The 26,322-nt window shown below is 32.6% G+C and carries 33 protein-coding genes, 1 tRNA gene and 2 pseudogenes; 10 read left to right on the top strand and 26 right to left on the bottom strand.

Annotated features, from left to right (window positions below; genetic code table 11):
• Positions 1 to 8 precede the first annotated feature (8 nt).
• The gene (locus tag ACR1PN_RS06755; RefSeq protein WP_433979389.1) at positions 9 to 455 is read left to right on the top strand and encodes a DUF3872 domain-containing protein; all 447 of its coding nucleotides are present in this window, start codon (positions 9 to 11) and stop codon (positions 453 to 455) included.
• 323 nt (positions 456 to 778) lie between these two features.
• Here the strand turns inward: ACR1PN_RS06755 and ACR1PN_RS06750 are convergent, their stop codons facing one another.
• On the bottom strand, positions 779 to 1,384 hold the full coding sequence (locus ACR1PN_RS06750; protein ID WP_433979388.1) for a hypothetical protein: 606 nt from the start codon (positions 1,382 to 1,384) through the stop codon (positions 779 to 781).
• A gap of 295 nt (positions 1,385 to 1,679) precedes the next feature.
• Between ACR1PN_RS06750 and ACR1PN_RS06745 the strand changes: the two genes are divergently transcribed.
• Entirely contained in the window at positions 1,680 to 2,084 is a 405-nt protein-coding gene (locus tag ACR1PN_RS06745; protein WP_433979387.1) for a hypothetical protein, read from the top strand.
• Positions 2,085 to 2,635: 551 nt separating this feature from the next.
• On the opposite strand, the gene ACR1PN_RS06740 is transcribed toward ACR1PN_RS06745, so the two are convergent.
• From ACR1PN_RS06740 to ACR1PN_RS06715, 6 genes are all read right to left on the bottom strand, one after another.
• On the bottom strand, positions 2,636 to 3,532 hold the full coding sequence (locus tag ACR1PN_RS06740; RefSeq protein ID WP_433979386.1) for an NmrA family NAD(P)-binding protein: 897 nt from the start codon (positions 3,530 to 3,532) through the stop codon (positions 2,636 to 2,638).
• A 12-nt stretch (positions 3,533 to 3,544) separates the two neighbouring features.
• Entirely contained in the window at positions 3,545 to 4,474 is a 930-nt protein-coding gene (locus ACR1PN_RS06735; protein WP_433979385.1) for an alpha/beta fold hydrolase, read from the bottom strand.
• 70 nt (positions 4,475 to 4,544) lie between these two features.
• A complete protein-coding gene (locus ACR1PN_RS06730; protein ID WP_433979384.1) occupies positions 4,545 to 5,108 on the bottom strand; it encodes a Crp/Fnr family transcriptional regulator in 564 nt (187 codons plus the stop codon).
• Positions 5,109 to 5,167: 59 nt separating this feature from the next.
• Entirely contained in the window at positions 5,168 to 5,521 is a 354-nt protein-coding gene (locus ACR1PN_RS06725; protein WP_433979383.1) for a VOC family protein, read from the bottom strand.
• A gap of 188 nt (positions 5,522 to 5,709) precedes the next feature.
• A complete protein-coding gene (locus tag ACR1PN_RS06720) occupies positions 5,710 to 5,874 on the bottom strand; it encodes a hypothetical protein (RefSeq protein ID WP_433979382.1) in 165 nt (54 codons plus the stop codon).
• Between the two features lie 2 nt (positions 5,875 to 5,876).
• Complete coding sequence (locus ACR1PN_RS06715; RefSeq protein WP_433979381.1) at positions 5,877 to 6,131, bottom strand: hypothetical protein; 255 nt, start codon at positions 6,129 to 6,131, stop codon at positions 5,877 to 5,879.
• A gap of 189 nt (positions 6,132 to 6,320) precedes the next feature.
• Here ACR1PN_RS06715 and ACR1PN_RS06710 point away from each other — a divergent pair, with 189 nt between their 5' ends.
• On the top strand, positions 6,321 to 6,902 hold the full coding sequence (locus ACR1PN_RS06710; RefSeq protein ID WP_433979380.1) for a TIGR00730 family Rossman fold protein: 582 nt from the start codon (positions 6,321 to 6,323) through the stop codon (positions 6,900 to 6,902).
• Positions 6,903 to 6,958: 56 nt separating this feature from the next.
• Here ACR1PN_RS06710 and ACR1PN_RS06705 read toward each other — a convergent pair whose 3' ends face one another.
• Positions 6,959 to 8,362: an MFS transporter gene (locus ACR1PN_RS06705; protein ID WP_433979379.1), complete on the bottom strand. Its 1,404-nt coding sequence runs from the start codon at positions 8,360 to 8,362 to the stop codon at positions 6,959 to 6,961.
• A gap of 142 nt (positions 8,363 to 8,504) precedes the next feature.
• Between ACR1PN_RS06705 and ACR1PN_RS06700 the strand changes: the two genes are divergently transcribed.
• Together ACR1PN_RS06700 and ACR1PN_RS06695 are read left to right on the top strand one after the other, a co-directional pair.
• Positions 8,505 to 8,975 carry an Lrp/AsnC family transcriptional regulator gene (locus ACR1PN_RS06700; RefSeq protein ID WP_433979378.1) on the top strand — a complete coding sequence of 157 codons (471 nt, stop codon included), beginning with the start codon at positions 8,505 to 8,507 and terminating at the stop codon, positions 8,973 to 8,975.
• A gap of 54 nt (positions 8,976 to 9,029) precedes the next feature.
• Positions 9,030 to 9,355: pseudogene (locus ACR1PN_RS06695) on the top strand (DMT family transporter).
• Positions 9,356 to 9,430: 75 nt separating this feature from the next.
• On the opposite strand, the gene ACR1PN_RS06690 reads toward ACR1PN_RS06695, so the two are convergent.
• From ACR1PN_RS06690 to ACR1PN_RS06630, 13 genes and pseudogenes are all read right to left on the bottom strand, one after another.
• Positions 9,431 to 9,775 carry a hypothetical protein gene (locus ACR1PN_RS06690; RefSeq protein ID WP_433979377.1) on the bottom strand — a complete coding sequence of 115 codons (345 nt, stop codon included), beginning with the start codon at positions 9,773 to 9,775 and terminating at the stop codon, positions 9,431 to 9,433.
• A pseudogene (locus ACR1PN_RS06685) lies at positions 9,735 to 10,490 on the bottom strand (hypothetical protein). Before ACR1PN_RS06685 ends, ACR1PN_RS06690 begins: the two are co-directional and overlap by 41 nt.
• A gap of 213 nt (positions 10,491 to 10,703) precedes the next feature.
• On the bottom strand, positions 10,704 to 10,844 hold the full coding sequence (locus tag ACR1PN_RS06680) for a hypothetical protein (protein ID WP_433979376.1): 141 nt from the start codon (positions 10,842 to 10,844) through the stop codon (positions 10,704 to 10,706).
• 242 nt (positions 10,845 to 11,086) lie between these two features.
• Positions 11,087 to 11,506, bottom strand: coding sequence for a DUF1761 domain-containing protein (locus ACR1PN_RS06675; RefSeq protein ID WP_433979375.1), 420 nt, complete (start codon positions 11,504 to 11,506; stop codon positions 11,087 to 11,089).
• A gap of 24 nt (positions 11,507 to 11,530) precedes the next feature.
• Positions 11,531 to 12,508, bottom strand: a complete 978-nt coding sequence (locus tag ACR1PN_RS06670; protein WP_433979374.1) for an aldo/keto reductase — start codon at positions 12,506 to 12,508, stop codon at positions 11,531 to 11,533.
• 95 nt (positions 12,509 to 12,603) lie between these two features.
• Positions 12,604 to 12,996 (bottom strand): RidA family protein, encoded by a 393-nt coding sequence (locus tag ACR1PN_RS06665; RefSeq protein ID WP_433979373.1) that lies wholly within the window; start codon positions 12,994 to 12,996, stop codon positions 12,604 to 12,606.
• Between the two features lie 80 nt (positions 12,997 to 13,076).
• Entirely contained in the window at positions 13,077 to 13,769 is a 693-nt protein-coding gene (locus ACR1PN_RS06660; RefSeq protein ID WP_433979372.1) for a helix-turn-helix transcriptional regulator, read from the bottom strand.
• A gap of 57 nt (positions 13,770 to 13,826) precedes the next feature.
• A complete protein-coding gene (locus ACR1PN_RS06655) occupies positions 13,827 to 14,150 on the bottom strand; it encodes a type II toxin-antitoxin system PemK/MazF family toxin (RefSeq protein WP_433979371.1) in 324 nt (107 codons plus the stop codon).
• Positions 14,138 to 14,386, bottom strand: a complete 249-nt coding sequence (locus ACR1PN_RS06650; RefSeq protein WP_433979370.1) for an AbrB/MazE/SpoVT family DNA-binding domain-containing protein — start codon at positions 14,384 to 14,386, stop codon at positions 14,138 to 14,140. The genes ACR1PN_RS06655 and ACR1PN_RS06650 overlap by 13 nt, the downstream gene beginning before the upstream one ends.
• Before the next feature lie 47 nt (positions 14,387 to 14,433).
• Positions 14,434 to 15,039: a recombinase family protein gene (locus tag ACR1PN_RS06645; protein WP_433979369.1), complete on the bottom strand. Its 606-nt coding sequence runs from the start codon at positions 15,037 to 15,039 to the stop codon at positions 14,434 to 14,436.
• A 290-nt stretch (positions 15,040 to 15,329) separates the two neighbouring features.
• The gene (locus ACR1PN_RS06640) at positions 15,330 to 15,773 is read right to left on the bottom strand and encodes a JAB domain-containing protein (protein WP_433979368.1); all 444 of its coding nucleotides are present in this window, start codon (positions 15,771 to 15,773) and stop codon (positions 15,330 to 15,332) included.
• A gap of 59 nt (positions 15,774 to 15,832) precedes the next feature.
• On the bottom strand, positions 15,833 to 16,906 hold the full coding sequence (locus ACR1PN_RS06635; protein ID WP_433979367.1) for a DUF932 domain-containing protein: 1,074 nt from the start codon (positions 16,904 to 16,906) through the stop codon (positions 15,833 to 15,835).
• 42 nt (positions 16,907 to 16,948) lie between these two features.
• Complete coding sequence (locus tag ACR1PN_RS06630; protein ID WP_433979366.1) at positions 16,949 to 17,368, bottom strand: single-stranded DNA-binding protein; 420 nt, start codon at positions 17,366 to 17,368, stop codon at positions 16,949 to 16,951.
• A gap of 492 nt (positions 17,369 to 17,860) precedes the next feature.
• On the opposite strand from ACR1PN_RS06630, the gene ACR1PN_RS06625 reads away from it, so the two are divergent.
• Both ACR1PN_RS06625 and ACR1PN_RS06620 read left to right on the top strand, forming a co-directional pair.
• Positions 17,861 to 18,076, top strand: a complete 216-nt coding sequence (locus tag ACR1PN_RS06625) for a hypothetical protein (protein WP_433979365.1) — start codon at positions 17,861 to 17,863, stop codon at positions 18,074 to 18,076.
• Positions 18,077 to 18,176: 100 nt separating this feature from the next.
• Positions 18,177 to 19,739 (top strand): recombinase family protein, encoded by a 1,563-nt coding sequence (locus ACR1PN_RS06620; protein WP_433979364.1) that lies wholly within the window; start codon positions 18,177 to 18,179, stop codon positions 19,737 to 19,739.
• On the opposite strand, the gene ACR1PN_RS06615 is transcribed toward ACR1PN_RS06620, so the two are convergent.
• Positions 19,705 to 19,778, bottom strand: a tRNA-Arg gene (locus tag ACR1PN_RS06615). The two genes, ACR1PN_RS06620 and ACR1PN_RS06615, sit on opposite strands and share 35 nt — an antisense overlap.
• Positions 19,779 to 19,826: 48 nt before the next feature.
• Here ACR1PN_RS06615 and ACR1PN_RS06610 point away from each other — a divergent pair.
• The 3 genes from ACR1PN_RS06610 to ACR1PN_RS06600 are packed head-to-tail and all read left to right on the top strand — an operon-like array spanning position 19,827 to position 23,607.
• Positions 19,827 to 20,873 (top strand): ABC transporter substrate-binding protein, encoded by a 1,047-nt coding sequence (locus ACR1PN_RS06610; protein ID WP_433979363.1) that lies wholly within the window; start codon positions 19,827 to 19,829, stop codon positions 20,871 to 20,873.
• Positions 20,874 to 20,915: 42 nt separating this feature from the next.
• Positions 20,916 to 21,560 carry a monofunctional biosynthetic peptidoglycan transglycosylase gene (gene mtgA, locus ACR1PN_RS06605; protein WP_433979362.1) on the top strand — a complete coding sequence of 215 codons (645 nt, stop codon included), beginning with the start codon at positions 20,916 to 20,918 and terminating at the stop codon, positions 21,558 to 21,560.
• 13 nt (positions 21,561 to 21,573) lie between these two features.
• Complete coding sequence (locus ACR1PN_RS06600; protein ID WP_433979361.1) at positions 21,574 to 23,607, top strand: recombinase; 2,034 nt, start codon at positions 21,574 to 21,576, stop codon at positions 23,605 to 23,607.
• Here the strand turns inward: ACR1PN_RS06600 and ACR1PN_RS06595 are convergent.
• Genes ACR1PN_RS06595 through ACR1PN_RS06580 form a run of 4 tightly spaced genes read right to left on the bottom strand, consistent with a single transcriptional unit; the run spans position 23,585 to position 26,310 of the window.
• Positions 23,585 to 23,881: a hypothetical protein gene (locus ACR1PN_RS06595; RefSeq protein WP_433979360.1), complete on the bottom strand. Its 297-nt coding sequence runs from the start codon at positions 23,879 to 23,881 to the stop codon at positions 23,585 to 23,587. The genes ACR1PN_RS06600 and ACR1PN_RS06595 overlap by 23 nt on opposite strands.
• 2 nt (positions 23,882 to 23,883) lie before the next feature.
• On the bottom strand, positions 23,884 to 24,468 hold the full coding sequence (locus ACR1PN_RS06590; protein ID WP_433979359.1) for a hypothetical protein: 585 nt from the start codon (positions 24,466 to 24,468) through the stop codon (positions 23,884 to 23,886).
• Between the two features lie 3 nt (positions 24,469 to 24,471).
• The gene (gene recF / locus ACR1PN_RS06585; protein ID WP_433979358.1) at positions 24,472 to 25,551 is read right to left on the bottom strand and encodes a DNA replication/repair protein RecF; all 1,080 of its coding nucleotides are present in this window, start codon (positions 25,549 to 25,551) and stop codon (positions 24,472 to 24,474) included.
• A gap of 3 nt (positions 25,552 to 25,554) precedes the next feature.
• Positions 25,555 to 26,310, bottom strand: a complete 756-nt coding sequence (locus ACR1PN_RS06580) for a hypothetical protein (RefSeq protein ID WP_433979357.1) — start codon at positions 26,308 to 26,310, stop codon at positions 25,555 to 25,557.
• Between the last annotated feature and the right edge of the window lie 12 nt (positions 26,311 to 26,322).

The raw sequence follows: 26,322 nt of genomic DNA, 5'->3' as shown, positions 1-26,322 counted from the left end.
ATGACACAATGAAAAATATAAAAGCTACATTAAAAAGAATTCTTGGAGTTTTGGCAATCATCCCGGTTCTGCTGTTGATTGAATACAGTTTATCGTCCTGTACTAACGAAGATCTTGATGTTGAACAGAACTTTCCATTTGAAGTTTCAGTGATGTCTGTTCCGTCTGGAATTACTAATGGTCAAACTGTTGAAATAAGAGTTAAAATTCTTCCACAAGGAAAATACAAAGAGAATAAATATTTTCTGCGGTATTTTCAGTTTGAAGGAAAAGGCAGTTTAAGATATTTCAACAATAAACCTTATCTTCCTAATGATTTGTATGAAATTCCACAGAATGAATTCAGGCTTTATTACAGTTCACAATCTGACGAATCGGAATCATTTGATGTTTGGATTTCTGATAGTTTTGGTAATGAAAAGAAATTAAGCTTTGAATTTGACAACATGCAATAACAAAATAGAAAATCCGCAAAAAATAAAATTTTTGCGGATTTTTAACGAGTAAGCTACGTCCTCCAAATTGAGTATGTATTTTACAACCACTCTGTATTTTTGCATAAACAATAACTTTTTAAAAAAGTTATCTTAACTTATTGGTTTTTTAATAAAACATATCGTTTTTTGAGATTTTAATTGCAATTACGTTTTGTGTCATGGCGATGGTAGGCAATCGAAGCATAGTCTTCAATTTTGCACAAAAGTTCAATTGGAAAAAATACCGTTGAACTTTGCAGTCTCGCCCCACTATTTCAAAACCTTTGCTATCCATTTGCTTTTTAATAACATCCAATTTTTGGAATACATAATTTTGGTGCAAGTCCACCAAATACTGAAATTCCAATTTTAGTTTCTTCAATATCAAAATATAAAATGTTTTCTTCAATATATTTAGGCAGAAAATAAGGCATTGGTAAATCATAAATTACAATTTGATTATTTTTTTTATTAATGAAAGTGACTTCGCTTTTTCCTCTTGGAGATAACATTTGACCAATTCCATAAATTTGAAAATTTGTTATTACGTGATAAGAGTTGTTTTCATTTAAATCCTTTATTATTCCTAAATATTTTATTTCAGTTTTTGTGTGTTTGTCAGTTATCGTTTTAAGGACGTTAATATTTTTTGGATTTATAAATTTTTTGTAAAATTCAAGTTTGATTTGGGCGGATTTAAATTTTTCATTTAATATTTCACCTTTCATATTTTCGGTAAAAACTAAAGTGTCATAAATAATTCCCTGTGATTTTTCTATCACAATATTTTCTGATGGCTTAATTTCTATTTTCGATTTTTGTTTTACAATCTTACTCTTAGGTTTATTGTTTTCTGAATTACAACTCAAAACCAAAATGGCAACAACAATTATTATCGATTTATCCATTTCACTTTAGTCTTTTGGATGAATTTTAAAACAAAAATAGTTATGATTTTATTATCCTCTTTATTAATTACGAATTGTAAGGAGGAAATGAAAAAGTGAGTAAGCCAATCTACCGATACTAATGTAAACTATATAATGATTTAACAGATCAGTTGATACCTTATTTTTTTGGTGAAGATTATTTAGGTAAAAAAAATATTTTGATAGTTTAAGAGTTCATGATGACGATTTATATATCGAAGAGAGGACAAAAGCGCACAACAAACTTTTTAATCATCCTGAAAAATTTTGCAATTTGTATATAGATTCTACTAAAAATAAAAACACAGATTTTGCAACAGATAGTATTGAAAATAATATAAAATACATAGAAAGAAAAAAGGATTTTTTTAAAGACTTTTCTAATAGTCCAGATATTATTAAAAATTTAAGTATACGAAGTACTATAAAAGCAATTCAATTTAATTTGTGTACCGCAAAAGTCCTGGATCTGGCAGAGTATGATAAACATAAAAATGAATGTGAGATAGGTGTTGTCTATTTTTCAGAGATTGTATTTGATCCTTCTAAAAAAAGAGCATTAGTATTTGTCGACCTTCGTATAAAAAATTATTTCCATAGAAATGCTGTATTTAAACTAAGATTGAATAATGATAATTATTGGGAAATAAAAGATGCTACGTTATTGTTAACTTCCTAATTTCCGGCTCTTTACCCTATAGCGCAAATTTGTGATCCGTGCCTGTAAAAACAACAAAAACTTTGCAATCTGCAAAGTTTTTGTTCTATTAAAGCAGTAATTACATATCTTCGTATGCAAGTAATATGGAGGAAAAGGAAATCTATTGGATTCATCCGGATCACTTGGGAAGTTCGTCTGTATTTACAATTAGTAATGGAGAAATAAGTAACTGGTATTAATATATGACATTTGGTGAGCCATTGATGGAATTTACAAGGGATCACAAAATTCTGCGGCGCTTCTGTTTTCAAACCACAATTTCCTAGATCGACAATATTTGTCTTAAGCATTCATCCGATAGCCAAAGATTACTTCATTATACAGTCCTTTGCGGCATTAAAAAATGATAATCAGATACTCTCTCCCGATTACTGGGATTTTGTAAAAAGGACCTTGATAATTTTGAAAACTTAATATATAATTCTCAAAACGATCAGTTAAAAAATACCAGCCGCCTGCCCGAATTCCTTGAACTATGGACAGATGGCAAAGTCTTTTTGTGGGAGTTATTACCGTACAAATGTTTTTAAATAATTGATACCTGTTGTCCATACAATATTTTCATAACGATCGTTTGCGAGATCATTGTTCTGCGTCGTGAACATTGAGTACATATACTGTCCCTGCTGGAATTTTGCATATAACTCATTTTCACCTGCCGGATCGTTCGCTCTTTGTTTTTTAATGTATTCCGCAAAATTCTCTAATGTTGTAATCTGGTGCAAGTTGAATGTCTGTCCGGAGATTTCTTTCACATCATCGAAAATCATATTCGGACTGATCTGAAAACTTGTGATCTGCAGATTTCTCGGTGCTCTATCGTCCAACGCGGCTTCGGCTGTAAAAGATGCTGTATTGTCCATTGTTGTGAAATCCAGTTTCCAGTCGGCTTTGTCTCCCCAATATCCGATACTTTTATCTTTCAGATTCAGGATGGGTGTATTGTATTTTAAAATGTCTGCGAAACAGCCATTAAAAATAGATGTAGCTTGGATAGACGATTGATCAATGTACTTTTTAAAAGTTCTTCTTAAATCGAAATTTCTGTTTTCACCTTCCTTCAAATCATTGTAATCAGTACAGAAATCGGAAGGGATGAATCTTGGGACACCTGCTTTTATAGCGCCGTCTAAAATCTTTTTCTGAAGATCAATAATAACATCTCCTAATCCTGCAAGTGCAGAAACTACGCAGTCAACATCTTTGCATTCAGCAAATATCGCATCAATATCATTCAAATCAATTACTTTAACTTCAACGCCCATTTTTTCAAGAATCTCAATCTTGTATATGTCAGTTGATTCCCGAACAATTGCTTTAACCGCAGCGCCGCGTTTTACTAATTCTCTGCAAATTCTGCTTCCTAAATTCCCTGTTGCGCCTGCAACTAAAATTGTTTTTTCCATAAATCTTTTTTTTTACGATGCTAAAAAGGGTAGTACGACATCAAGCACTTCCTGTGGTTTTTCTTCAAATAAATAATGCCCGCTGTCCATAATTCCGACAACTTGGAGATTGGTAGCAACAAACGGCAATCCGTAATTCATATAATTGTAGCTGATGTAGCTTCCAATTCCTAAAACCGGCATCGTCAATTGTGGATAATGTTTGGAATCCTCAATGTCCTGATGAAAAGTCTGATACCATGCATTGGACGCTCGGATGCTTTCTTTATCGTTGTAAGCTGTTGCATACACCGCTCTTTCAACTTCTGTCATTTTGCTTTCGTCAATCATTACGTAATTAAAAAGCCAGTCCTGCAGTAAATGAAATCTGCCTTCCAACAATTGCTCGGGCAAACCTTTAACCTGATTGAACCCCATCCACCACGCATAAGGCATATTGCCATCCATTTTTTCATTGAAAGTTCTGGGAGAAGGTATCAGTGGCATTTGGTACATTCCTTCACTTGGATGTGAGCCGTCAAGAACAATCAGTTTTTCAGTGGATTCAGGGAAATTAAAGGCAAAACTCATTGCTACCATTCCGCCAATATCGTGTCCCATCAAACTGACTTTCTCAAGACCTAACTGTAACACAAGCTGATGAATATCTGTAGCCATTGTTTTTTTATCATAACCCGATTCAGGTTTTTCTGAAGTTCCCATTCCTCGAAGATCAATGATGATGACACGGTATTCTTTTGCCAATTGCATCGCAACGGGTTGAAATGAGAACCAGGTTTGCGGCCAGCCGGGAAGACAGATCAATGGTTTACCGGTTCCTCCCTCAACATAGTGTAGTTTGATACCATTGACGGTAATATATTTATTTTCAAAGCCGGGTAGATTCTTGATCAATTCTGTATCAGAATATTGATCAAAGATATCATTTGAATTTTCGTTCATATCAATTTTAATTTGATACAAAGATAAATGGTCTTTTTGCCGGCAAAACTACCATCTGGTAGTAAATGATTTATTTGATATTTTTTCGTATTCTGCTCAAAGCATTTGGCGTGATGCCTAAGACACTTGCCAATTGTTTGACAGGAATTTTTTGCAGAATCTCTGGTGTTTTAACGAATTCCAGATATCGTTCTTCAGCAGTAAGCGTTTGAAAATTAAGAATCTGATCGATCATTCTGACAGTCGTTTCCTCCCAAATTTTCCTGCCGAACTCATGCCAAACAGGGAAGTGACCATAAAGGAAGTCCATATCTTTCTTATCGATGACAACCAGTTCTGAATCTTCTACAGCGATGATGTTGAACCTGGTTGGTTTTTGCGGATTAAGGCTAGAGATTTCTGTGAAAAACTCATTTTTAAAAACGACCCAGGTTGTATTTTCACTGGTCGGGCCTTCATAAAAGAAACGCAGACCGCCGGAAATAATAAAAAAATACTGATTGGCGATCTGCCCTTTTTTCAGAACGAGTGTTCCTTTCGGAACCGACTTTTTTCTGCATCTCGATAGTACGATTTTCAATTCGGTTTCATCAATACTAATGGTTTTTTTTATAAATCTTTCGAAGTTTTCCATTAAAAATTACAGATTTTATTCTTTTTAAAACTGAGCTTTTATCTTATTTTCATAGAAGTCTAAACAATGCATGCTCCATTCGTTAATGCTAATTCTAAAAGTCCGGCAATGTCCTCTACCTGGAATGTAATATGTCCAAATCCTCTTTGATTAGCTACGTGCTTTTCAGCATTTACCATTTTTGAATACTGATAGATCTCTAATGTTGGCCCATTATTGCCGTAGCCGGGTAGACGTAATTGAATTCCTTCTAAATCAGCATTTACAAGACCTGTGCCTTTGTCAAGCCACTCTCCCTGATAGATTCGTTTAGGTGGAATTGGTATACAATTAAATACGATTTCATAGAACTTTGAAAGTTTCTTCCAATCCTTCGTTATAATGTTGGTATGTGCATACTTTATTTTTATCATGAAAATTTGGCTAGGTTGTTCAAAACGTCATTAATGCCAACACTTGTTCATTATGATGTATCTTGATGTGATAAAATCTCTTGTGCTTCAAGCTAAACAAAAGTATAATTTTGTTTTCATATCTCTGTAATATAATTATATGAGATTTTAAGCTAATGTCTGTTAAAGTCAACCATCATTTTTTTAAACTAAAAAGACTTTCCTTTATCAAACAATGGAAGATTACAATATGCATTTAAGTAATTTTCACCAACAGAATCTGGAATTACATATTCCATTTCTACCTCATAATCCTTTAGCTTTGTGGAATAAACATTTTTTCCGTCTTTATCGTAAACAGCTATCTGTATCAAACCTAATTCCTATTATCAAAGTCCACCTTGAACAATATTGATTCATGACCATCTATAATATTTTTGCCCTTAGCTGAATAAAACAAAATATTTTTAGAAATCTTTTTAATCCAAATTGTATTATTTGTATTTAATGCCATGTAAGTTTTTTCTTCAGTTTCCAAAGATGTAAAAATCGGAAGCCAAGTTTTTTGTGAATAAACAAAATTGATAATTATTAAAAAGGCTAAAGCTATTGTTTTTTTAATTGTTCTCATTCTTCTGATTATTATGGTTATTAGTAATATCACTCACTATAATTTTTTACATTTAATTTTTGATGAAGTTTAATCTTATTAACTTAACATAATGGAAATTACAGCAATATTTTATAATAAGACAGTTATAGATTATATTTGCATTAAATAATTTTTAAATTTATATAATAACTTATCTCAAATTAAAAAATGAAAAGTATTACAATTTTTTGTGGCTCAAGCTACGGTACAGATAAAATATTTAAAGAACAAGCATTTTTAGTTGGAAAAACTTTAGCTAAAGAAAATATACAACTGATATATGGTGGAGCAAATGTTGGTTTAATGGGGGAAGTTGCTGATGGAGCGATTCAAAATGGAGGTAGAGCTATTGGAGTACTTCCAAGATTTTTACAATCAAAAGAAATAGCCCATACAAGTTTAACAGAACTAATTTTAGTGGAAACTATGCATGAAAGGAAAACGAAAATGAATGAACTTTCAGATGGTGTAATAGTACTTCCTGGAGGGTATGGTACATTAGAAGAATTTTTTGAGATGATAACATGGGCACAATTAGGACTACACAAAAAGCCAATTGCTCTATTAAATATTGGAGGTTTTTACAACGATTTAATTTCCTTAGTTCAAAAAATGGTTGACAAAGGTTTTTTAAAAGCAGTAAATCAGGAAATACTCTTAGTTAGTGAAAATATTGATGACCTTTTATCAAAGATGAAGAATTATGAATCTCCAAATGTAGAAAAATGGATTTCTAAAGATGAAGTGTGAATTTCATTGAAATATTAAAAAAAGAGTTCCAAGAAAAATTTGGAACTCTTTTTTTCTTAAAACTTGATAACCACGTTTATTATCCCCTTTAATTTTTTTTTATATTTTTTTGAAGTAGTATTTACAATTAAGATAATTAATGCCAGAAGGGCAAAAATAAGTAATGCTACAACACTCAAATTTCCAACTACAAAATTTGTTGTATTAAACTGACCAATTAGGGTAATAAACGATAAACCAAGCCCTCCTCCTAGAAAATAACTTGTATTAGTAAAACTTGATGCAATTCCAAAATTTGAAGCTTTCATATCCTGAACTCCCAGAATCGAAAGTCCAGTAAAACAAATAGTCATACCTATTCCAGAGATGCAAGCAATTCCTACCATTACAATATATAGTGAATGACCAAAAGAAATTGCTAATAAAAGAGAAATAGCCCCCACTAGCATAAAAATCCAACCAATTAATGAGGTTTTTGCAGAGTTTAACCGTTTAGAAATTTTTGGTAGTACAAATTTTGCTATTAATGCTGACATGACACTAAACGGCACCATTATTAATCCTGTTAATGCAGAATTATATCCCATATCTTTTTGCAGAACTAAGGATATCAAAAATAAAAATCCTATAAAAAAAGCACCAAGGCAAAAGAAAGCAATATTAGCTGTTAACAACGATTTATATTTAAATAAATTTAAATCAATTAAAGGCGATCGTACAATTTTTAATCTGTAAGAAAGTAGTACCAAAACAAATATTGAAAATACAATTGAACCAATAACTATTATTGGACTTTCATTTATATTTATTAATTCATGTGTGCCATAAGTCAAAGTTAAAAGACCCGCTATTAATAAAATTGCTGAAAGAAAGTCTGTCCTACTATGATTAATATTTTTTTCATCTGTTGGTAAAATTTTGTAAGCTAATATAATTGTAATTAATAGTATGGGAACATTTATTAAAAATACCCACTGCCAACTTAAATACGTGGTGATGATACCTCCTATAGACAAACCACTTCCAGAACCGATTGCTGCAAAAGAACTAAATATCCCAACTGCCTTATTTCTTTCTTGACCTTCACTAAAAGTATTTATTACAATGGACATTGCGGAAGGCATTATAAATGCAGCACCAAAACCTTGTAAAGCTCTAAATAGAGCTAAACTATTAAATGAAGTGGATAAGCCTGCTCCCAATGAGGTGAACATAAAAATTATGGCACCAATTATAAATATTTTTTTCCGTCCTAATTGATCTGATAATTTACCTCCAATTATTAAAAAACCACCAAAGAATAAAACATATAAAGTTTGTAACCATTGAGCTGTTCCATAGCTAATATTAAATTGTTCTTGTATAGCTGGAATAGTTAGATTTATAATTGCAATATCCAACGCTTCGACAAAAGTTCCAATTGATGCTAGAATTAAAATAATATTTTTTTTATCTCTCATAAATATAAATTTCATGCAAAATTATATTATATGGAACATTCAAACTAGTATTTGCAATAATTTAGTACATTTGATATTTTTATTTATAATACGAAGAACATAAATACATATATTAATATTTATTATTAAAAATTAAGAACATATGACTGCAAATCAAAATAATCTAGACGAAAAAGATATATCTATTTTGAAAGTACTGGAAAAAAACTCTAAGCTAAGTATTAGGGAAATCGCAATAAGAGTAAATTTAAGCCCTACGCCAACACATGAAAGAATTAAAAAGATGGAAAAAAATGGTGTAATCAAGGATTATACTATCAATATAGAACGAAAAAAAATTGACAAAGGACTAATGGTTTTCTGCATGATAGCTTTGAATGTTCACAACAAGACAACTGCCGGAAAATTTATAGAAGATACATCAAAATTAAAAGAGGTTATAGAATTACATAATATTAGTGGTGATTTTGACTTTATGCTTAAAATCATAGCAAAAGATATGGATGATTTTCATACTTTCTTTTTAAACAAGCTTTCTGAAATTGAAGGTATTGGACAGACCAAAAGCATCTTTGTAATGAATACTTTAAAAGAGAATATACCAATTATTTAACAATTGTAAAATGATTTTTGAATCCGAATATAGAAATTTGCAAAAATTTAAAAAATGAATTGGATATTATTGATTATTGCTGGGGATTTAGAAATTGCTTTCACTACTTGTCTTGGAAAAGCAAAAACGACAACAGGTATTGAAATGTATTTTTGGTATGGGGGTTCTTTTGCTGTATGGTTGCTACTCTGGCATTAATGAACAAAGTATTTGAAACTATACCTTTAGGTACTGCATATGCAGTTTGGACAGGTATTGGTGCATTAGGAAAAGTTCTCGTTGGTATGATTCTTTTTAAAGAACCTGCTAACTTTTGGAGAATATTTTTCATAATTACACTAGTAGCTCCCATTATGGGATTAAAAATGATGTCGAAATGATAGCTAACTTTTCAAGACTTCTCAATCTAATTAAAACTCAAATATTGTATTTATAATTCAATAATATCCATTTTTTTATTCAGGTTGATTATACAATTCCGATTGTTGGTGCTTGCTGAGTTCATCAAAACTTTTATAGTCAACATAACCTTCTGCAGAAAAACCATAGAAAGTATCACGGTCGGGAGGTGTCAACGGAAGATTATTTTTAAGTCTGTGAACAAGATCCGGATTTGAAATCAAAGGACGTCCAAAAGCCACAAGATCAGCCAGATTTTCTTCAATTAAATCTTCTGCTTTTTCTTTTGTCAAAAATCCTGCGAATATGATATTTCCGTCGTACCAGCTTCTAAAATTTTTGATAAAATCAAAATGATCATTATATAAAGTTCCCTGATCGTGAAAGGTAAATGTATGCAATTTCACGCTTGGAAATCTCCTTAGCAATATATTCGTAAAGCTCATCTATTCCATCAAACAAAGACATATCGTGCTGTGTTCCATAAGGCGAAAATCGAATACCAATTTGATCTGCTCCAATAGCTTCTGAAATAGCATCAATAACTTCAAGAACAAATCGTGCACGATTTTCTACCAATCCACCATATTGATCCGTGCGAAGATTGGTATCCGGATTGAGAAACTGATCAATCAGATAAGCATTCGCCGCGTGAATTTCAATACCGTCAAATCCAGCATCTATTGCATTTTTAGCGGACTTGATGTAATCTTCAATGATTTCTGAGATTTCTGATATAACAAGTGCTCTTGGTTCACTTACCTGTACTCTACGTTCAACACCATCTTCAATTCCCCACGCTGTACTGGCTTTGGCAAGAATTGCTGAAGGAGCAACTGGCTGAAAATGATTAGGCTGATTTGAAATATGTGAAACTCTCCCAACGTGCCATAACTGTGTAAATATTTTCCCGCCAACAGAATGCACAGCTTCTGTCACGTGCTTCCAGCTCTATGTTTGCGCCGCATTATATAAACCCGGAACATAGGGATATCCCATTGATGTTTCAGAGATAGAAGTTCCTTAGGTAATAATTAATCCTACTGACGCTCTTTGTTTGTAATATTCGGCGTTCATTGTTGTGATAATACCATTTTTAGAACGTGTACGCGTCATTGGTGCCATTACAATTCTGTTTTCTAGAACTGTTTCTTTTAAATTGAATTTATCGAATAACAAAAATTATTTTTCAACAAAATTAGAAGAGATAGACGGCATAATTATGTAAAATAATTTCATTTATTTGTAGTATTGTTTCAACTCAAAGCCTTTCAATTCCGCAGTTGGTCGCAAGGTTTTTTCAGCTTCAAATTCATTCAAAGAATGTTGTTATTTTATTTTTAACGGAAAATCGTGGTTGGCTAATGCAGTTTTTCCAATCGTCACCAAATCTGCTATTCCTTCTAAAAAGATCGATTTTGACGAGTCTTCCGAATGAATTTTTCCATTTAGTAAAAGTGTAATTTTCAAAGTTCTTCTTGCTATCTGAGCTAGTGAAAGAACTTCAGCAGTCTTGTATTTGTTATCATTAAAAGCAAGAGCCGTTGCATCAAATTCAATTAATGAACATAATCAACTCCAGCGTTTTCCACAATTTTAAAAATAAATTCTGCTTCTTCTTCATTTTCCCATTTATAAAAATAGTCATTAACCACTGTTTCCATTCTGTTTGGTTTGCCGGAGCCGGATAAAATCATTCTTCCTCCATACTATTATTTCAATCCCAGAATAATGATATTAGAAATAGTAAACCCAATCAAATGATAAATTCCGACTAAAAAACCATAATACAGAGGCTTAGGCATGTTGGGGTTTATAGCAATATTGATAGTGTTGGATACTAAAAATCCCAACCCGAGAAATAATGAATATCCTAACACCTGATTATATCTTTGAAGATCAAGTATGTAAATCAGAATAGCACTTGCAATAACTGTTACAAGCGTGGTAATCATAGGGCCGACTATAAAGATGGGCGCAGGTTTTTGAGGGGTAGTTGGTAAATCTTTTCCGAGAGCAATATAATATTGCTTTTTAAAAAAAACTTCAAACCAAAGGTAACCCAATATAAAATAAGGGATGAAGGCTACTAAAATACTAAGCCAGTTTAGATTTGTTAATTGTTTAATCATGTTTTTAGTTTAAGTTAAAGTTTCTTACTGCATATCTATATTTTTCATTACAGCCTCGCTGTAACGTAAACCTGTTTCTGTTTCTAATGGGATTATCCCTTCAAGTCTGTTCAAATCTTCCCTAGTCAAAATCACTTTTCCAGCATCAATATTTTGTTCTACGTATTTTCTTTTTTTTGTTCCGGGGATGGGTACATATCCTTTGGCAATTATCCACGCTATTGCTAATTGTGCGGTTGTAATACTTTTCTCTTTAGCAAATTTTTCTATTTCATTTAGTATCATAAGATTCTGATTGAAATTTTCTCCCTGATAGCGCGGTATTGTTCTGCGAAAATCATCTTCTGAAATATCTTCAAGACGTTTAATGTTTCCTGTAAGAAAGCCTCTACCCAATGGTGAATAAGCAACAAAACCAATTCCCAATTCCTGTAAAGTGTCAAGAATACCCAATCGTTCTATAGTTCTTTCAAATAAAGAATATTCGGTTTGTACTGCTGTAATCGGATGTACATCATGAGCTTTTTTAATGGTTTGTGCGGAAACTTCAGACAACCCGATATATTTAACTTTCCCTTCTTTTACCAATTGCGACATTGCGTATATGGTTTCTTCAATCGGCGTAGTTTTATCCAGCCGGTGTAAGTAGTAAATATCTATATAATCTGTTTGAAGATTTTTTAACGATCGCTCTGCAGCTTTCTTCACATAAGCTGGACTAGCATTTATATTGAATGTAAATTGTCCTTGATCGTCTACCTCTTCGCCAAATTTAGTTGCAATAATGTATTCCTGCCGTTGTCCTTTTATTGCCTTTGCAATCAACCTTTCGTTGGTTAAGGGGCCATAAACATCAGCGGTGTCAATAAAATTTCCACCTAGTTCTTTTGACCGATGAATAGTTGCAATCGCCTCGGCTTCATCTGCTTTCTCTCCGTAAACATCATTACCTGCAAAAGTTGTCATGGTCATGCAACCCAAGCCTATTTCTGGTACTAGCAAACCTTGACTACCTAGCTTTAATTTTCTGATTTCTGACATACAAAAAGGTATTAAAAAACGGTAGGGCGATATTATCCTACCGTTTAAATTGTGTATTATTTTACAACTGTAGCTTCTAATTCTACTGTCAAAGTTGCAAAAAGACCTTTCACTTCTAGTAAAGTTGTCGCCTGTTGTATTCCATATTTCATAAGAAACGGAACATAAACATCCATACAAGTATTGAAAAAATGATTTGTGTTAGTTGTGTAAACATTCAATCTAACAATGTTATTACATTCATAACCAGATTCGCTTATGAGATGCTCTAAATTGGCAATAGTCTGTATGAGTTGGCTTCTCATATCCGCAGAACTTGGAACACCATTTTCATCTAAAGCTACCTGTCCTGAACAGTAAAGCGTTCCGGTTACATTTTTTACTTCTACAGCTTGAGCTGAATTTGTGTTTTTGCCCCATGCCCAAGGGTCGATTGTTCTTTTTTCCATTTTGAAAACTTATTACTTGTTTAACTTGGAGCAAAGATATAGCAGAGTTTTGACAGCCTTATGTCAGGGGTTAAAGTGAATTAATAAAATTTATCAAAATATTGTTGTAAAGTCATTTTATGTGGCTCGAATTTTTCTATTAGAACTTGCATTTTTTCTATTCTGTCTAGTCGAAAATATCTAAATTCTTTCCTAGAACGGCACCAGGCAATAAGCAGCCAATTTTCTGTTGTGTTGATTAAAGAAAACGGCTCAACGATACGTTGCGATGATAAATTATCTTTGTTTACGTAATCAATACTGATTAATAAATAATTAGTCAATGCATATTGTAATTCAGAAATATAATTACTATTTCGTTCTCTTTTGACATTTTGATCAAAACGAGTACGTTCTTCTAATAAATTAACCTTGTTTTTTGCGGATTCTTTTAAGATTGCTTTGATTTTGTCAATGGCATCGCAATAGTCTTTGACAAAAGATTGATCTTTATTTTTTAAAACCAGTTGTTCAGCAAGAATTAATGCGTTCGCTTGTTTTTCTGTAAACATAAGAGGAGGTAATCGATAGCCATTCATCATACAATAGCCTTTGCCGTCCTCAGTCAAAATTGGAACTCCTGCCTGCTCCAATGCTCTGATGTCTCGGTATATTGTCCTAACGCTTACATTGAACTTTTCAGCTAAACTTGTAGCTGTCACAAGTCTTGTTGTTTGAAGCTGTGTTATAATTGCTGTTAGCCTTGAAAGACGTTTGATATCTTTATCATTCACTGTAAGTATTCTATTAATAATTTTTATGATTTTATCGTTTTATAAAGATTATTCTAATTAAGAAAACATCTTTTTTAAAGTTTCAATTATTTCATCAGCAGTAATATCGTCAAGAATTGCAATTTTTCTCTTTAATCTTTTCTTATCTATCGATCTTAAATGGTCTAATGCAACTTGTCCATTTTTACCGTCTACGATACATTTAACTCTCATTGGATATGCTTTTATTGTAGAAGTGAGGGGAGCAATGATTATTGTATTCAGTGCATTATTCATTTCGTTTGGTGAGATAATAACACATGGCCTGATTTTATTAATTTCACTTCCTATCGTAGGATTAAGATCAATAAAATAAACTTCAAATCTTTCTACCATGTCCATTCTGATTTATCAAAATCATTTTCAAAATCTTCTAAATACTCATTGTCTTTAAGAGAACCTGCTTTTAATAATAGTTCTTCCCAATTTTCACGAGGATTTTCTTTTACTGCTTCGATAATAATTTTAGAATCCTTAACAAATAGATTCACTTCTTTCTTAACAGCCACCTGATCAAGAATTTTCTGACTTATTATAATACCAACAGAATTACCTATTTTTCTGACTTTTGTTTTCATATTTCAAAGTTATAACATTGTTATAACATAAACAAATTAAATTTTGTTTACTTTTTAGCTTTCATATTCTTGATTTCCTCATCCGTATGATTATCCAAAATTTTAGCATAGCCGTAAAAGGTTGCTCTAGTCAATCCAAATGGTTTATAAATATCTTCCGGACTCAGTGATGGATCTTTATAAATTGAACGTAAAAGAAGCAACTTTGAAATTGTTTCGGCAGTGTAACCTTTAGGTCTGTCTCCAAGTCTACCTCTAGCTCGGGCTGATTGCAATCCTGCATTAGTTCTTTCTCTTATCAACTCTCTTTCATATTCAGCCAAAGAAGCCATTAGATTAAGAAATAATCTGCCGTTAATAGTGGAAGTGTCAACACCATCCACAAGACCTTTTATAATAATTCCTTTATCACTCAAACTTAAGACAAGATCAATAATATTTTTTAGGCTTCGACCCAATCTGTCCAATCGCCAGACATAAATTTCGTCACCTTCTCGAAACTGTTCAATCATCTTATCAAGTTCGGAACGACTCTTTGTTGCACCAGAAATTTTCTCCTGATAAATTTTTTCACAACCAGCTTTTTCTAACGCTTCAATTTGTAGATCTAAATTTTGTTCTTTGTTTGAAACACGTGCATATCCAATTTTCAAATTTTGTTACATTAAACTCATACTTCGTAAATTTATGAAACTTTGTTTAATGATATGAGATTTTGAGAAAACAATAAGAGAAAATAAAGTGCTCGGACTCGATAACTTATAAAATCTCAAAATACCACCTTAATATCAAAACAATATGTTAGGTATCACTAGGATTATCTTAACCACATTTAATTAAAAAAATTGCGAAAAGACGTTTCCGACCAAAGGGAGGAATTGTCTTTTCGCCCGAACAATAAAACAGACGACAAAATTTATGACCGTCTGTTTTTCTTTAGTAATTACAAATGTCCGTCATCTGCAAATGATATGTACGCTGTAGAACTTAATATACAATGGTCGAGCAATTGAATATTTAAAAACCGTGAAGCTTCTTTTATTTTTTGCGTAATATTTAAATCTTCCTGGGATGGCTTTAAGTTTCCCGATGGATGGTTATGTGCTAAAATAATCCCTGATGCATTGCACAAAAGTGCTGCCTGCATAATGATTCTAACATCAACAATCGTTGAAGAAATTCCAGATTCTGAAATCTTTTTTATTCCTAAAACTCTGTTGGCTTGATTTAAATAAAGGGCAAAAAAAGATTCCCGGTAATCCATTTCATCACTGTCAAAATGCTCTTTAAATATTTTGACAGCATCCCGTGAAGTTGTAATCAATCTTTCACAATTTCCCTTTCTTGAATAGCTTAGTTTTATTTCGTTTACGATATTGAATTTCATATTTTGTACTCTGAATACGGCAGAGATTTGTTTTTCCCGTAATTACAATGATTAAAAAATCAGTTCATCAAAATTGAATCTGCTCCAAAACCTGCAAACTTTTCGCATAGCTCAAAAGCTTTTTGAGATTTCATTTGAGCTGTTCCACCCATGACAATAGATTGTAGTTTGGCTTCATCATCTTTGTAGGTTTTTACATTCTGATAAAAGCCCGTCACTGCATTATAAGCACCGAATAAGGTCCCCTTAGTGGTTTCCATTTGTTGAGTGTCACTCATCATTGCATAGGCAAAAGCATCATCAACGGTGTTTTTAAAAACGGTTGACAGTTCGTCAAGATTTCCTTTTTGCAGATGTTTTAAAGTTTTTTTATTTGGGCAGAGTGCCAACTGAATTAATTTTTTCATTTCGTCGTCACCGACTTTAATTTTTGCCCAATAATTAAAAGTTTCTTCTAATTGATTACTTAATGTATTGGCTAGCCCCATGACTTTATGAGCATCTTCCAAACGTCGTTTAGCTCCTGCGGTATGTCTGATTCTTACCACATTGCTCATATTTTTGAGCGAAGCATTTAAAGTATTTTGACAAACAATACGAATAGGTGTAAAAGCGGCGGTAATACTTCCGCTCCCATCGTGTGAGGTGGTTAAGAAAATGTATTTCTCTGTAATATCGTCACCGTTTCCAACTCGGATATAATCGGGAAGTTTTGCGGTAATAAAAATACGCTCACCATTTCCCAAAGCTCCTGCAGTTTCGTAAAGAATTCCATCTTTTCCGCCTACAATAGAATCAAAAAAAGAAAACGCTTCACGGTTTTGTACAATTTGATAATCTTTTCCCACCACTCCTAAAACTGTATTGTTATCGGTTCGGATATTTGCAAAATAATGAGGTACTTCCAATTCAGAATCATTCATAATGATATTATCATCTTCTTCAATGATACCTGAACCTTTTGTAAATAATACAGATTTTTCAACCTCGTAATCCAAACCCGCAAATTTTATTGCTTCTTCACTTGTGGGATATTCTTCTACAACTTGCCCCAAGTTATGCCAAGCTTTTTCTTTAACTGTGAAAAATGAATATTTTCCTGTTCTGCTGTTGAAATTTAAATTATGTGCCATGATGTTGTATTTTAAAAATTAGAAAAATGTTTGAGAATGTTTTTAGAATGGTAAATCATCATCTTCATCACTTTGATTTGATACTGATTTTTCGGTTTTAACCTTTGCTGATTTAGAACTGTTTTTAGAAGCCGTTTTAGTAGTTTCCGCCTTATTTCCTCCTCCATGAAATTTGATTCGAGAGGTATGAAAATTTAATCCTGCATGAGCTTCCCCGTCTTTTCCTATCCATGCACTTGTGTAGGCTCTTCCACTTAATTCTACTAATGCCCCTTTGGTAAGAATCTCAGCTACTTTTGGAGAAATCCAGTAAGAGCAATCAAAGTAGGTAGTTTGCTCTATTCTTACGCCTTGCTTGTTGCGATAATTGTCATTGGTAGCAATTGAGAAATTGACTACTTGTTTTTTGTTTGACAGTGTGCGTACTTCCGCATCTTTTGTCAGTCTTCCGATAATGTTCATAACATTGCTTTTTAAGATTGTACATTTTTCTTTGTTCACAATCTCTTCTCCGTCCTTTCCCTGAAAGCCTCTTGGGCTTCGCTGAATATTTTTCAAAAGAAAAACCGGAAAAAAGAAAGCAGATAATATTATAGGGCAATAGGAAAAGCCAAAAGGAAACGGAATAATTGGAGGGTACCTTCAGGGAGGAAACCGTTTATGCCGTAGTCTTTTGGCTGGGATTATGAATAGGATGAACTATATACCTTAGCTGCCTTTTTATCGGTTGCATTTGAGAAAATGTTTTACTACAATATTTGTATCAATATAGTTGTAGAATTTGCTTTCCGTGCTTTCATGAATTTTGGTGAACTCTTACTTTATAAGAAATATTATCATTTAAAATCGTCAGAATAATAAAGCCAATCTATGACTTAGAAAGAAGTAAAAATGAAGTGATAATGTTGCTCTCTAAATTACAATTATTGAGTTACAATTCTCAATAAGATTGTCATGAAGAAAGAGAGATCAAAGAAGCAAACTGGCCAAAAAGTTAAAATCGATACATACATTCCGTCAATACAGTTAAAAAAAATTCCATCTGAAAGAGCTTTACAATTATTAAATAAAGCTGGTTATGAGGTAAATCAAGAAGAATCAGAAGAAATTATGGAATTTTTATATACTATTGTAAAACTTACTTTAAAAGAATTTTTTGCATCTGATTGATAATTTGTATCTTAGCTGTATATCGGAATGGTGAATTTCTATGGCATCAATAATTCTTTGATGCATTCTAAATCTAAATTTTAACGAAATCAATACAATTATGGTTATTGCAGATTTGTATATAAGGGTATCAACAGATGAACAAGCTGAGAAAGGTTATTCCCAAAGAGATCAAGATGAACGATTAAGAAAATATTGTTCTAATCACAATATAGTTATTAATAGAGTTATTTATGAAGATCATTCAGCTAAGAGTTTTGAACGTCCAGAATGGAAAAAATATCTCATTGAAATTAAAAAGAAGAGCCATAAAAGCAGTTTGGTTCTATTTACTAAGTGGGATCGATTCAGTCGCAATACTGGCGATGCGTATCAAATGATAAGTTTACTTCAAAAAAATCACATTATTCCTCAAGCTATTGAACAGCCCTTGGATATGTCGGTTCCTGAAAATAAACTGATGCTGGCAATATACCTTTCTACTCCTGAGGTAGAAAACGACCGAAGAGCCTTGAATACTTTCCACGGAATGCGAAGAGCAAAAAAAGAGGGGCGATTGATGGGAATCGCACCTTACGGATATATCAACAGAAGTCAGGAAGACGGTAAAAAGTATATTGCTGTAAAAGAACCGGAGGCATCAAATATCATCTGGGCGTTTAATGAGATTTCAAAAGGACATATTCCGGCTGACCACGTGAGACTGCAAATGAATAAAAGGGAAGGAATTTCCATGTCACGAAGTGCATTTGCGAAAGCAATGAGAAACCCTGTCTATTGCGGTAAAATTTATATCGAGGACTATAAGCAGGAAGAAGCTTACTATACTGATGGAAAACATGAAGCACTTGTAAGTGAAAAACTGTTTTATCAAGTTCAACAGATAATGGACAAGAAAAGGAAAGTGGAGGGACCTGGTGGAAGGGTTCTGGGTAATGAGAGGTTTCCACTTCGGGGGCTTCTGACTTGTCCAAGATGTGGAAAGAATCTTACCGCGAGTGGCGCGAAAGGGAAGTCAAAAACTTATTATTATTATCACTGTCATTACAAGTGTGGTTTTAGATTTGACTCTGCTAAATTAAATGAACTATTTGAAAAGGAAATCTCAAAATTAGAATACAATCCAATCATCAAAGACTTGATGAAAGAAATACTCTTAGACAATTATAAACAATTCACTTTTGATATTGATTCGAAAAGAAAATCTATTTCAAAAGAGATTAGCTTGCTTCATGAAAAAGTTGCCAATGCGAGAGATAAATATCTTTCCGATAAATTGGATGAAGAGGATTATAAAGAGGTAAAGATGCTCACAAAAACCCAAATCGAACAGTTAGAATTGGAACTTCAATACATTGTTGCAGAAAGCAAGGAACTTGATATCAAGACTAAAATTGAAAATGCGCTGGATTCTATGGAAAATCTCTCAAACCTCTATCAGCAGGGCGATTTGCTAACAAAAAGGACGATAGGGTGTTTGATATTTCCTCAAAAAGTCGAATTTGACGGAAAAAGTTTTCAAACACCTAAAATGAATATTGTTGCTCAGTGTATCTATCAGTATAACAATGGGTTAGAAAATAAAAAAAACCGACATAAGAGAGTAAAATCTACAAATGTCGGTCTAGTGACCTCGACAGGATTCAAACCTGTAACCTTCTGAGCCGTAATCAGATGCGCTATTCAGTTGCGCCACGAGGCCGTTGTTTATTGGTTTGCAAATATAGTACTTTTTTGCTTTCTTTGAAAGATGAAAGCAAAATTTTTACTGTTAGTCGCGTTTTTTCTTCTAATCAACTGTAAAAGAGAACAAAAAATATCATCATCCGATTGGGAAAAAATATCAGAAAGAGTACAATTGAAAGATGATAATGGAAAATTAGAAATAAAGTCGGGAAATTTTACATATAATTTCGATAAAAATAAGGTTCCTTTTTCTAAAATTATACTCTTGAATGCAAGTTTAATGGGCTATGTTTCCGAACTTGGCGCTGAAGACTCAGTAATTGGAATTGCAAGTCCCGAATATATTTACTCAGAAAAAATTCACTCCTTACTAAAATCTGGACAAATACAAAATGTAGGAAATGAACAGAAGTACGATGTCGAAAAAATTATTTCGATGAAGCCTGATGCCGTTTTTACCAATTATATTGCAAGTTTTGATAATACCTATCAGCTTTTAAAAAACAACAATATTCAGGTGATTTTTCTGGATGAATATATGGAGCAAAGTCCGATGGTAAAGACTTCATACATCAAACTTTTTGGAAAGCTTTTAGGGAAAGAAAAAGAAGCTGGAGATAAGTTTAATGAGATTCAGAAAAACTATGATGATTTAAAGAGACTTGCTTTAAAATCAGTTTCAAAACCAAATGTTTTAGCCAATGAAATGTATGGCGATGTGTGGTATTTGCCGGGTGGAAAAACTTTTACGGCAAACTACATTAATGATGCTAATGCCAATTATATTCTAAAAGATAACGCTGCAGAAAAAGCAGTTACAATGAGCTTCGAAGAAGTTTTTTCTAAAGCTAAAAATATCCAGTTTTGGGTAAATGCTGGAAACCACCTTTCCAAGAAAGAAATGTTGAATATCAATCCTTTTTATGCAAAGCTTGAGGTGTTTAATAAAGGAAAAATTTACGGAGTTTCAGGTAGAGAAAAACAAAAGGCCAACGACTTTTTTGAAAGCGGAGTTGTGCGTTCTGATTTGGTTTTAAAAGATTATATCAAAATTTTTCATCCAGAGCTTTTACCCGGATATCAGTTAACTTATATGAAGGAATTAAAGTAAGGATTCGGTTATTTTTATATTTTTGCACTAACTTTTTAGCATATGTGGAAGAAAATTAAACAGTTCATTTTTATTGTTCTTATTCTGAATGTAGTTTTTATTATTTGGGGAAGGTTTTTTAATCCGCCCATTACGATTACTCAGATTGGAGGTTTGTTTCAGTACGGGAAATTAGACCGCGATTATATTTCTTATGATGAAATGGGGAGCAATGTAAAAAAAGCCGTTCTCGCTTCAGAAGATCAGAAGTTTTTTGTTCATAATGGTTTTGATTATGCTCAGATCGAAAAAGCGATGAAAAACAATGAAAAAGGCAAAAAGCTGAGAGGAGGAAGCACAATTTCGCAACAAACCGCAAAAAATATTTTTCTTTGGCAGGGAAGAAGCTGGATAAGAAAAGGGCTTGAAGCAATTTATACATTTATAATTGAAAAAGTCTGGTCTAAAGATATTATCCTCGAAAGATATCTTAATTCTATCGAAATGGGACAGGGCGTTTTCGGTGTAGAAGCTGCTTCCAAGTATTATTTCGGGAAATCTTCCAAAGATCTTACGACTTCCGAAGCCGCATGGATAGCCGCAGTTTTACCAAACCCTAAAAAATATGACCCGAAAAACCCGTCGCCTTATCTGAGAAAGAAACACAACTGGATTATGAGACAGATGAGGAATGTAAGTTTGAAATAGTATCTTTGCACTCATGAAACTGCTGAGTTCAAATACAAAAAATTTTGAAGCTGTTCTTAAAAAATATTTTTCCTTTAAGAATGAAACTGCCTCGCTGGAACCTTTAGCTGAGTTTTTTGAAGCTATAAAAAAAACAGATTTCAGAGAGGTACTTCTATTTTTGAGAGAACATCAGAACTTTTCAGACAATTTCAGGCATTATATTTACATTATTTTTAAAGGGAGACCTTTCAATCTTTCTTTAACGGAAGCCAATATTCTTTCGGAAAATGCATTCTTTCCTGAGCTTAAAAAAAGAATATTAAATAAGGTTTTACCGCCCGTAGAAAACGAAAATACGGTTTGGTATCTCATCGACAACATCAGTTTAAGCCCAAAAAAAGATCTGGAATATCTTCATAATCTTCCCGAAGAAGAAGTGAATGAATTGATGCACATTTTGGGAATATCAGATTTTATTCTGAAACCGAATGTGAAAAACGAACTGATATTTTCGATGAATATTCTTTCTTGGCGTGTTACGGGGATGGCTCTTGAAGTTGATGTTGTAAGAATGGCTCCTGAATATAGAAATTTCGACAATCCTTTTCTCGCTTTACAAAATGAATTGGAAGCTTTGGCAGAAGATTTTAAAACCAATTCTGCAATGCAGTTGAACTCTAAAGACAGCCGCTATAAACAGATTAAAATTTACGCTGAGCAATGTCAGGATTTTGTAAATATTGCTTTTAAAAACTCCTCAAAATACGGTATTTCCGGGAAAATTAACCAGTCACTTCTCAAAATTCGTCAACAAACACAAAGAATTTCAGAAATTATAAATCTATTGATCATCGATCAGTCAGAAGATGTGATTGTAAAATCCAAACAGCTGATTTTTAATATTCTGAGTTATAAATCTCATAAGAATAACATTTCTGATCTTATTAATGACAGCACACGGTTAATTTCACATTTAATTACCAATCATACCGCAGAAACCGGAAGTCATTATATCACTTCAAACCGCAAACAGTACATGAAAATGTTCTATAAAGCAAGCGGTGGTGGAATTATTGTCGGTGCTTTATGTATTCTGAAAATGCTGTACGGATTCATGCCCGGAAGCGACTTTTTTCACGCATTTTTGTATTCGTTAAATTATGCGATGGGATTTGTAATGATTTATCTGATGGGATTTACGCTTGCCACAAAACAGCCTGCAATGACGGCTGCAACCATGACGAAAGTATTATCTGAACAGGAAAATCTTAAAAGTAATTACACAGAATTTGCTGATCTGGTTTCGAAATTGTTTAGAAGTCAGTTTATTGCTTTTGTCGGCAATGTTCTTCTTTCTTTTCCTGTTGCCATGCTGATTATTTATGGTCTTGACGTTTTCTTTTCGCAAAATCTGGCAGTTGAAAAATCAGACCGTTTGTTGAAAGATCTTGATCCCTTTAAATCTAAAGCGATTCTTCACGCTTGCATTGCAGGATTTTATCTTTTTATTTCAGGAATTATATCAGGAAATATAGGCAATAACTCCGTGTTTTATCAGATTCCGGATAGAATTGCAAAAAATCTTCCGATAAAAAGGTTGTTTGGAGCCCGTTTTGCAAAAAACCTCTCGACATATTATGCTAAAAACTGGGCAGGAATTATTTCTAATTTTTGGTTTGGTGTTTTTCTGGGAGCGACTGCTCCGATTGGGCTTTTCTTTGGTCTTGACCTTGATATTCGTCACATTACTTTTGCGGCAGGTAACTTTGCAATTGGTCTTTATGGAAAAGATTTTATGGTTGATGCATCCACTTTCTGGACTGCTTTTTTTACTGTTTTTCTGATCGGTTTCTTTAACTTTTTGGTGAGTTTCAGTTTGTCGATGTTTTTGGCATTCCGTTCGAGAAAAATGAATTTTGGTGAAGTAAGAGAGATTTACAGGGAAATATTCAGATATTTTTTAAGAAATCCTATGAAGTTTTTCTTTCCGTTGCGTTCAAGTTTTGATTTGCGATCAAGTAATCTTGTTCAGAATTCAATTCCTACAAAATCTGAAGATCATTAAATTTTTCTTCACCGAACTGAGCCTGAAACTTTTTCAGATAAAAGCTCTTTCTCATTTTGAAATCATTTTTCAGCAACGGTGAATTTATTTTAATCTGAATAATTTTATCATCAAGATTTACGCTTACAATTTCCTGAAAAAGACTTTCATCAAGATAATCTTCCAGAAAATCTTTAATTTCAAAAGCAATCAGCTTATCTTCAAAACCATGTATTCTCGCAAAAGATTTTACAAGTTCTGAGGATTGAAATTCTCGTTTTTTATTTTTTCGCATAACTACTTTCTAATATATTTTGTTTCTAAGCTATTGTCTTTGAAGAATTTTTCTAATTTAGAATAAAAATCATCACACATATCATTAATTTCTAATGATTGTTTTGAATTGAAATCTATTCTGTGACATTCAAAACATATCTCTAAGATTTCAAAAACTTTATCGTTTTCGTCATAAAACAAAATAGCATTTCTAGGAAAAAAGCATTTGCTAATTTCCCGCATATCATTCTTAAATTGACCACAAGTGTTGTAAAGTAAGTCTAATAATTCCAAAGTTTCTTTAAATGTAAGCGTTTTTGATTGATTAATTCCTTCAATACTCTCTCTGTATAATATGTTTTTTAGTTTGATCGGGTATTCTTGATTAACAATGATTTTTTTGATTATTGTTGAATCACCGTTTTTTCCAACAGGAGGTAATGGTATTGGAAATTCACTTAAAAAATCTGTATTATAAGATATGATTTTTACTTTTGCAGTTTTATTGAATGGAAAGGCTTTTAAGATTTCATTATTTGTAAATTTCTTTTGTCCAAAAACTAATATGGAGAAGAAGAGAAATAGACCAAGCAAAAATTTATGCATAACTTAAATTTCAAAAATAATACTTTCCTCATTAATCTTCTTTACAACACTTTCCGTACGTTCACGATGCGTATCCGTAATAAAAATCTGTCCGAAATTCTCTTGATTCACTAATTCTATCAATTGAGAAACTCTCGAATCATCAAGTTTATCAAAAATGTCATCTAAAAGAAGAATTGGGGTCTTTCCGGTTAATTCTCTTATTAAATTCATTTGGGCCAGCTTTAATGAAATTAAAAAAGATTTTTGTTGTCCCTGCGAACCTATTTTTTTAATGAGAACAGCATCCATCTCAAAAAGAAGATCATCCTTGTGAATTCCTTTTGAAGTGTAAGTCAGCATTCTGTCTCTCTCTAAACTTTCCGACAAAAGATTTTCGAAGGAATCGGTAAGCAAATGCGAATCATAAATAACGGAGACCATTTCTTTTCCACCGGAAATGATTTTGTAAAAATTCTGAACGATAGGATTTAGTTTTGCGACAAACTCTTTTCTTTTTTCAAAAATTTTGGTTCCGGATTTGGTGATAGGACCGTCATAAATTTCCAGCGAATCTTTATCCCAGATCCTGTTCTTTGCAAAATATTTTAATAAAGCATTTCTCTGCTGTATCGTTTTTTGATATTGAATCAGATCAAAAAGATAAGAAGAATCAGTCTGTGAAATCATTGAATCTAAAAACTTTCTGCGACTTTCCCCGGAATCGGAAATCAGGTTGGAATCATAAGGAGAAATCATCACACTCGGTAAATAACCGATATGATCTGCCATTCTATCATAGCTTTTATCGTTCTTTTTTATGATTTTCTTCGCTTCTTTCGGTTGAGAAATTTTTATAATGTCTTCATTTTCTTCATTCTGAATTTCAGCGTCGATTGTAAAAAAATCTTCTTCCTGTTTTATATTGTTGAGGTCTGTATTTCCTAAAAAGCTTTTCCCGACAGAAAGGTAATGCAATGCATCGAGAATATTAGTTTTTCCAACTCCGTTATTTCCTACAAAACAATTGATTTGTGGTGAAAATTCAAACTTTTTTTCGGAATGATTTTTAAAATTGTATAAAGAAAGCTTCTTAATTATCATTTGTCAAAAATACTTCATTATTAGTAAAAATAAAAAGGGTAGAGCAGAACAGCTTTCCACCCAAAAAGAAAAATAAGAATCTTTGTTTGAATTTTCAGAAAAATAAATCAGTATAAAGGTTAAAACTGAGGTTAAGAAAAAGCTAAGAGCAAATTCAAATTTTAAATAAAAAGCAGACAGAGTGCTTGCAATAAATACCAATAAATAAGCAAAGTACTTTGTATTTTGCACTCCGATTATTTTAGGAAAAGTCTTTACCGTATCGTTCTTCATATCACGGATATCGAAAGGTAAAACCAGTGCTGTGATAAAGAAAAAACTGATTAAAAATATAGGCAAATCAAATTCGGGTAAAGTCAGCCAGCAGTTCATCAATCCCCAAACCAAACCTACGTAAAATACTTTCAAAAAAGGAATTTTCCGGATGTAGTTTTCAAGAAAAAAGCTGTTGTAGAGTAGACCTAAAACAACTATGATAAACCATTTCAGCAACCGTATTTCGTTATGGTTGAAAATAATTAAAACCGCTGAGATAAGCCCCGCAAAAAAGTTGAGTACTAAAATTTTATAGAAATGTTTCGTCTTCTGGTACTTGGTGTATAGATAGCCACTGAAATACGTAATGAAAAGAAGCGCAATTGTAGGCCAACGGAATGTGTTTTGCTCGATCATGAAAAATACTGCAAAAAGAGTTCCCATTAAGGACACATAAACTTGACTGTCTATAACAGATTTTTTCAGTACTTTTAAACAATTCATTTATCAAAAATA

It is taken from the genome of Chryseobacterium sp. RLHN22 (assembly GCF_051011795.1).
Taxonomy (GTDB): Bacteria; Bacteroidota; Bacteroidia; order Flavobacteriales; family Weeksellaceae; genus Chryseobacterium; species Chryseobacterium zhengzhouense.
Note: the sequence above shows the minus strand (reverse complement) of the source record. Positions and strands in the feature narration are given on the sequence as shown.

What these genes read in the sequence shown, in the direction of transcription:
- ACR1PN_RS06675 (WP_433979375.1), bottom strand. Translation starts at nt 11,506, where the DNA reads ATGATTAAACAATTAACAAATCTAAACTGGCTTAGTATTTTAGTAGCC.
- ACR1PN_RS06625 (WP_433979365.1), top strand. Translation starts at nt 17,861, where the DNA reads ATGAAGAAAGAGAGATCAAAGAAGCAAACTGGCCAAAAAGTTAAAATC.
- ACR1PN_RS06705 (WP_433979379.1), bottom strand. Translation starts at nt 8,362, where the DNA reads ATGAGAGATAAAAAAAATATTATTTTAATTCTAGCATCAATTGGAACT.
- ACR1PN_RS06630 (WP_433979366.1), bottom strand. Translation starts at nt 17,368, where the DNA reads ATGAACATTATCGGAAGACTGACAAAAGATGCGGAAGTACGCACACTG.
- ACR1PN_RS06725 (WP_433979383.1), bottom strand. Translation starts at nt 5,521, where the DNA reads ATGATAAAAATAAAGTATGCACATACCAACATTATAACGAAGGATTGG.
- ACR1PN_RS06755 (WP_433979389.1), top strand. Translation starts at nt 9, where the DNA reads ATGAAAAATATAAAAGCTACATTAAAAAGAATTCTTGGAGTTTTGGCA.
- ACR1PN_RS06730 (WP_433979384.1), bottom strand. Translation starts at nt 5,108, where the DNA reads ATGGAAAACTTCGAAAGATTTATAAAAAAAACCATTAGTATTGATGAA.
- ACR1PN_RS06640 (WP_433979368.1), bottom strand. Translation starts at nt 15,773, where the DNA reads ATGAAATTCAATATCGTAAACGAAATAAAACTAAGCTATTCAAGAAAG.
- recF (WP_433979358.1), bottom strand. Translation starts at nt 25,551, where the DNA reads ATGATAATTAAGAAGCTTTCTTTATACAATTTTAAAAATCATTCCGAA.
- ACR1PN_RS06610 (WP_433979363.1), top strand. Translation starts at nt 19,827, where the DNA reads ATGAAAGCAAAATTTTTACTGTTAGTCGCGTTTTTTCTTCTAATCAAC.
- ACR1PN_RS06700 (WP_433979378.1), top strand. Translation starts at nt 8,505, where the DNA reads ATGACTGCAAATCAAAATAATCTAGACGAAAAAGATATATCTATTTTG.
- ACR1PN_RS06665 (WP_433979373.1), bottom strand. Translation starts at nt 12,996, where the DNA reads ATGGAAAAAAGAACAATCGACCCTTGGGCATGGGGCAAAAACACAAAT.
- ACR1PN_RS06580 (WP_433979357.1), bottom strand. Translation starts at nt 26,310, where the DNA reads ATGAATTGTTTAAAAGTACTGAAAAAATCTGTTATAGACAGTCAAGTT.
- ACR1PN_RS06650 (WP_433979370.1), bottom strand. Translation starts at nt 14,386, where the DNA reads ATGAAAACAAAAGTCAGAAAAATAGGTAATTCTGTTGGTATTATAATA.
- ACR1PN_RS06710 (WP_433979380.1), top strand. Translation starts at nt 6,321, where the DNA reads ATGAAAAGTATTACAATTTTTTGTGGCTCAAGCTACGGTACAGATAAA.
- ACR1PN_RS06750 (WP_433979388.1), bottom strand. Translation starts at nt 1,384, where the DNA reads ATGGATAAATCGATAATAATTGTTGTTGCCATTTTGGTTTTGAGTTGT.
- ACR1PN_RS06590 (WP_433979359.1), bottom strand. Translation starts at nt 24,468, where the DNA reads ATGCATAAATTTTTGCTTGGTCTATTTCTCTTCTTCTCCATATTAGTT.
- ACR1PN_RS06655 (WP_433979371.1), bottom strand. Translation starts at nt 14,150, where the DNA reads ATGGACATGGTAGAAAGATTTGAAGTTTATTTTATTGATCTTAATCCT.
- ACR1PN_RS06740 (WP_433979386.1), bottom strand. Translation starts at nt 3,532, where the DNA reads ATGGAAAAAACAATTTTAGTTGCAGGCGCAACAGGGAATTTAGGAAGC.
- ACR1PN_RS06735 (WP_433979385.1), bottom strand. Translation starts at nt 4,474, where the DNA reads ATGAACGAAAATTCAAATGATATCTTTGATCAATATTCTGATACAGAA.
- ACR1PN_RS06715 (WP_433979381.1), bottom strand. Translation starts at nt 6,131, where the DNA reads ATGAGAACAATTAAAAAAACAATAGCTTTAGCCTTTTTAATAATTATC.
- ACR1PN_RS06620 (WP_433979364.1), top strand. Translation starts at nt 18,177, where the DNA reads ATGGTTATTGCAGATTTGTATATAAGGGTATCAACAGATGAACAAGCT.
- ACR1PN_RS06635 (WP_433979367.1), bottom strand. Translation starts at nt 16,906, where the DNA reads ATGGCACATAATTTAAATTTCAACAGCAGAACAGGAAAATATTCATTT.
- ACR1PN_RS06600 (WP_433979361.1), top strand. Translation starts at nt 21,574, where the DNA reads ATGAAACTGCTGAGTTCAAATACAAAAAATTTTGAAGCTGTTCTTAAA.
- mtgA (WP_433979362.1), top strand. Translation starts at nt 20,916, where the DNA reads ATGTGGAAGAAAATTAAACAGTTCATTTTTATTGTTCTTATTCTGAAT.
- ACR1PN_RS06595 (WP_433979360.1), bottom strand. Translation starts at nt 23,881, where the DNA reads ATGCGAAAAAATAAAAAACGAGAATTTCAATCCTCAGAACTTGTAAAA.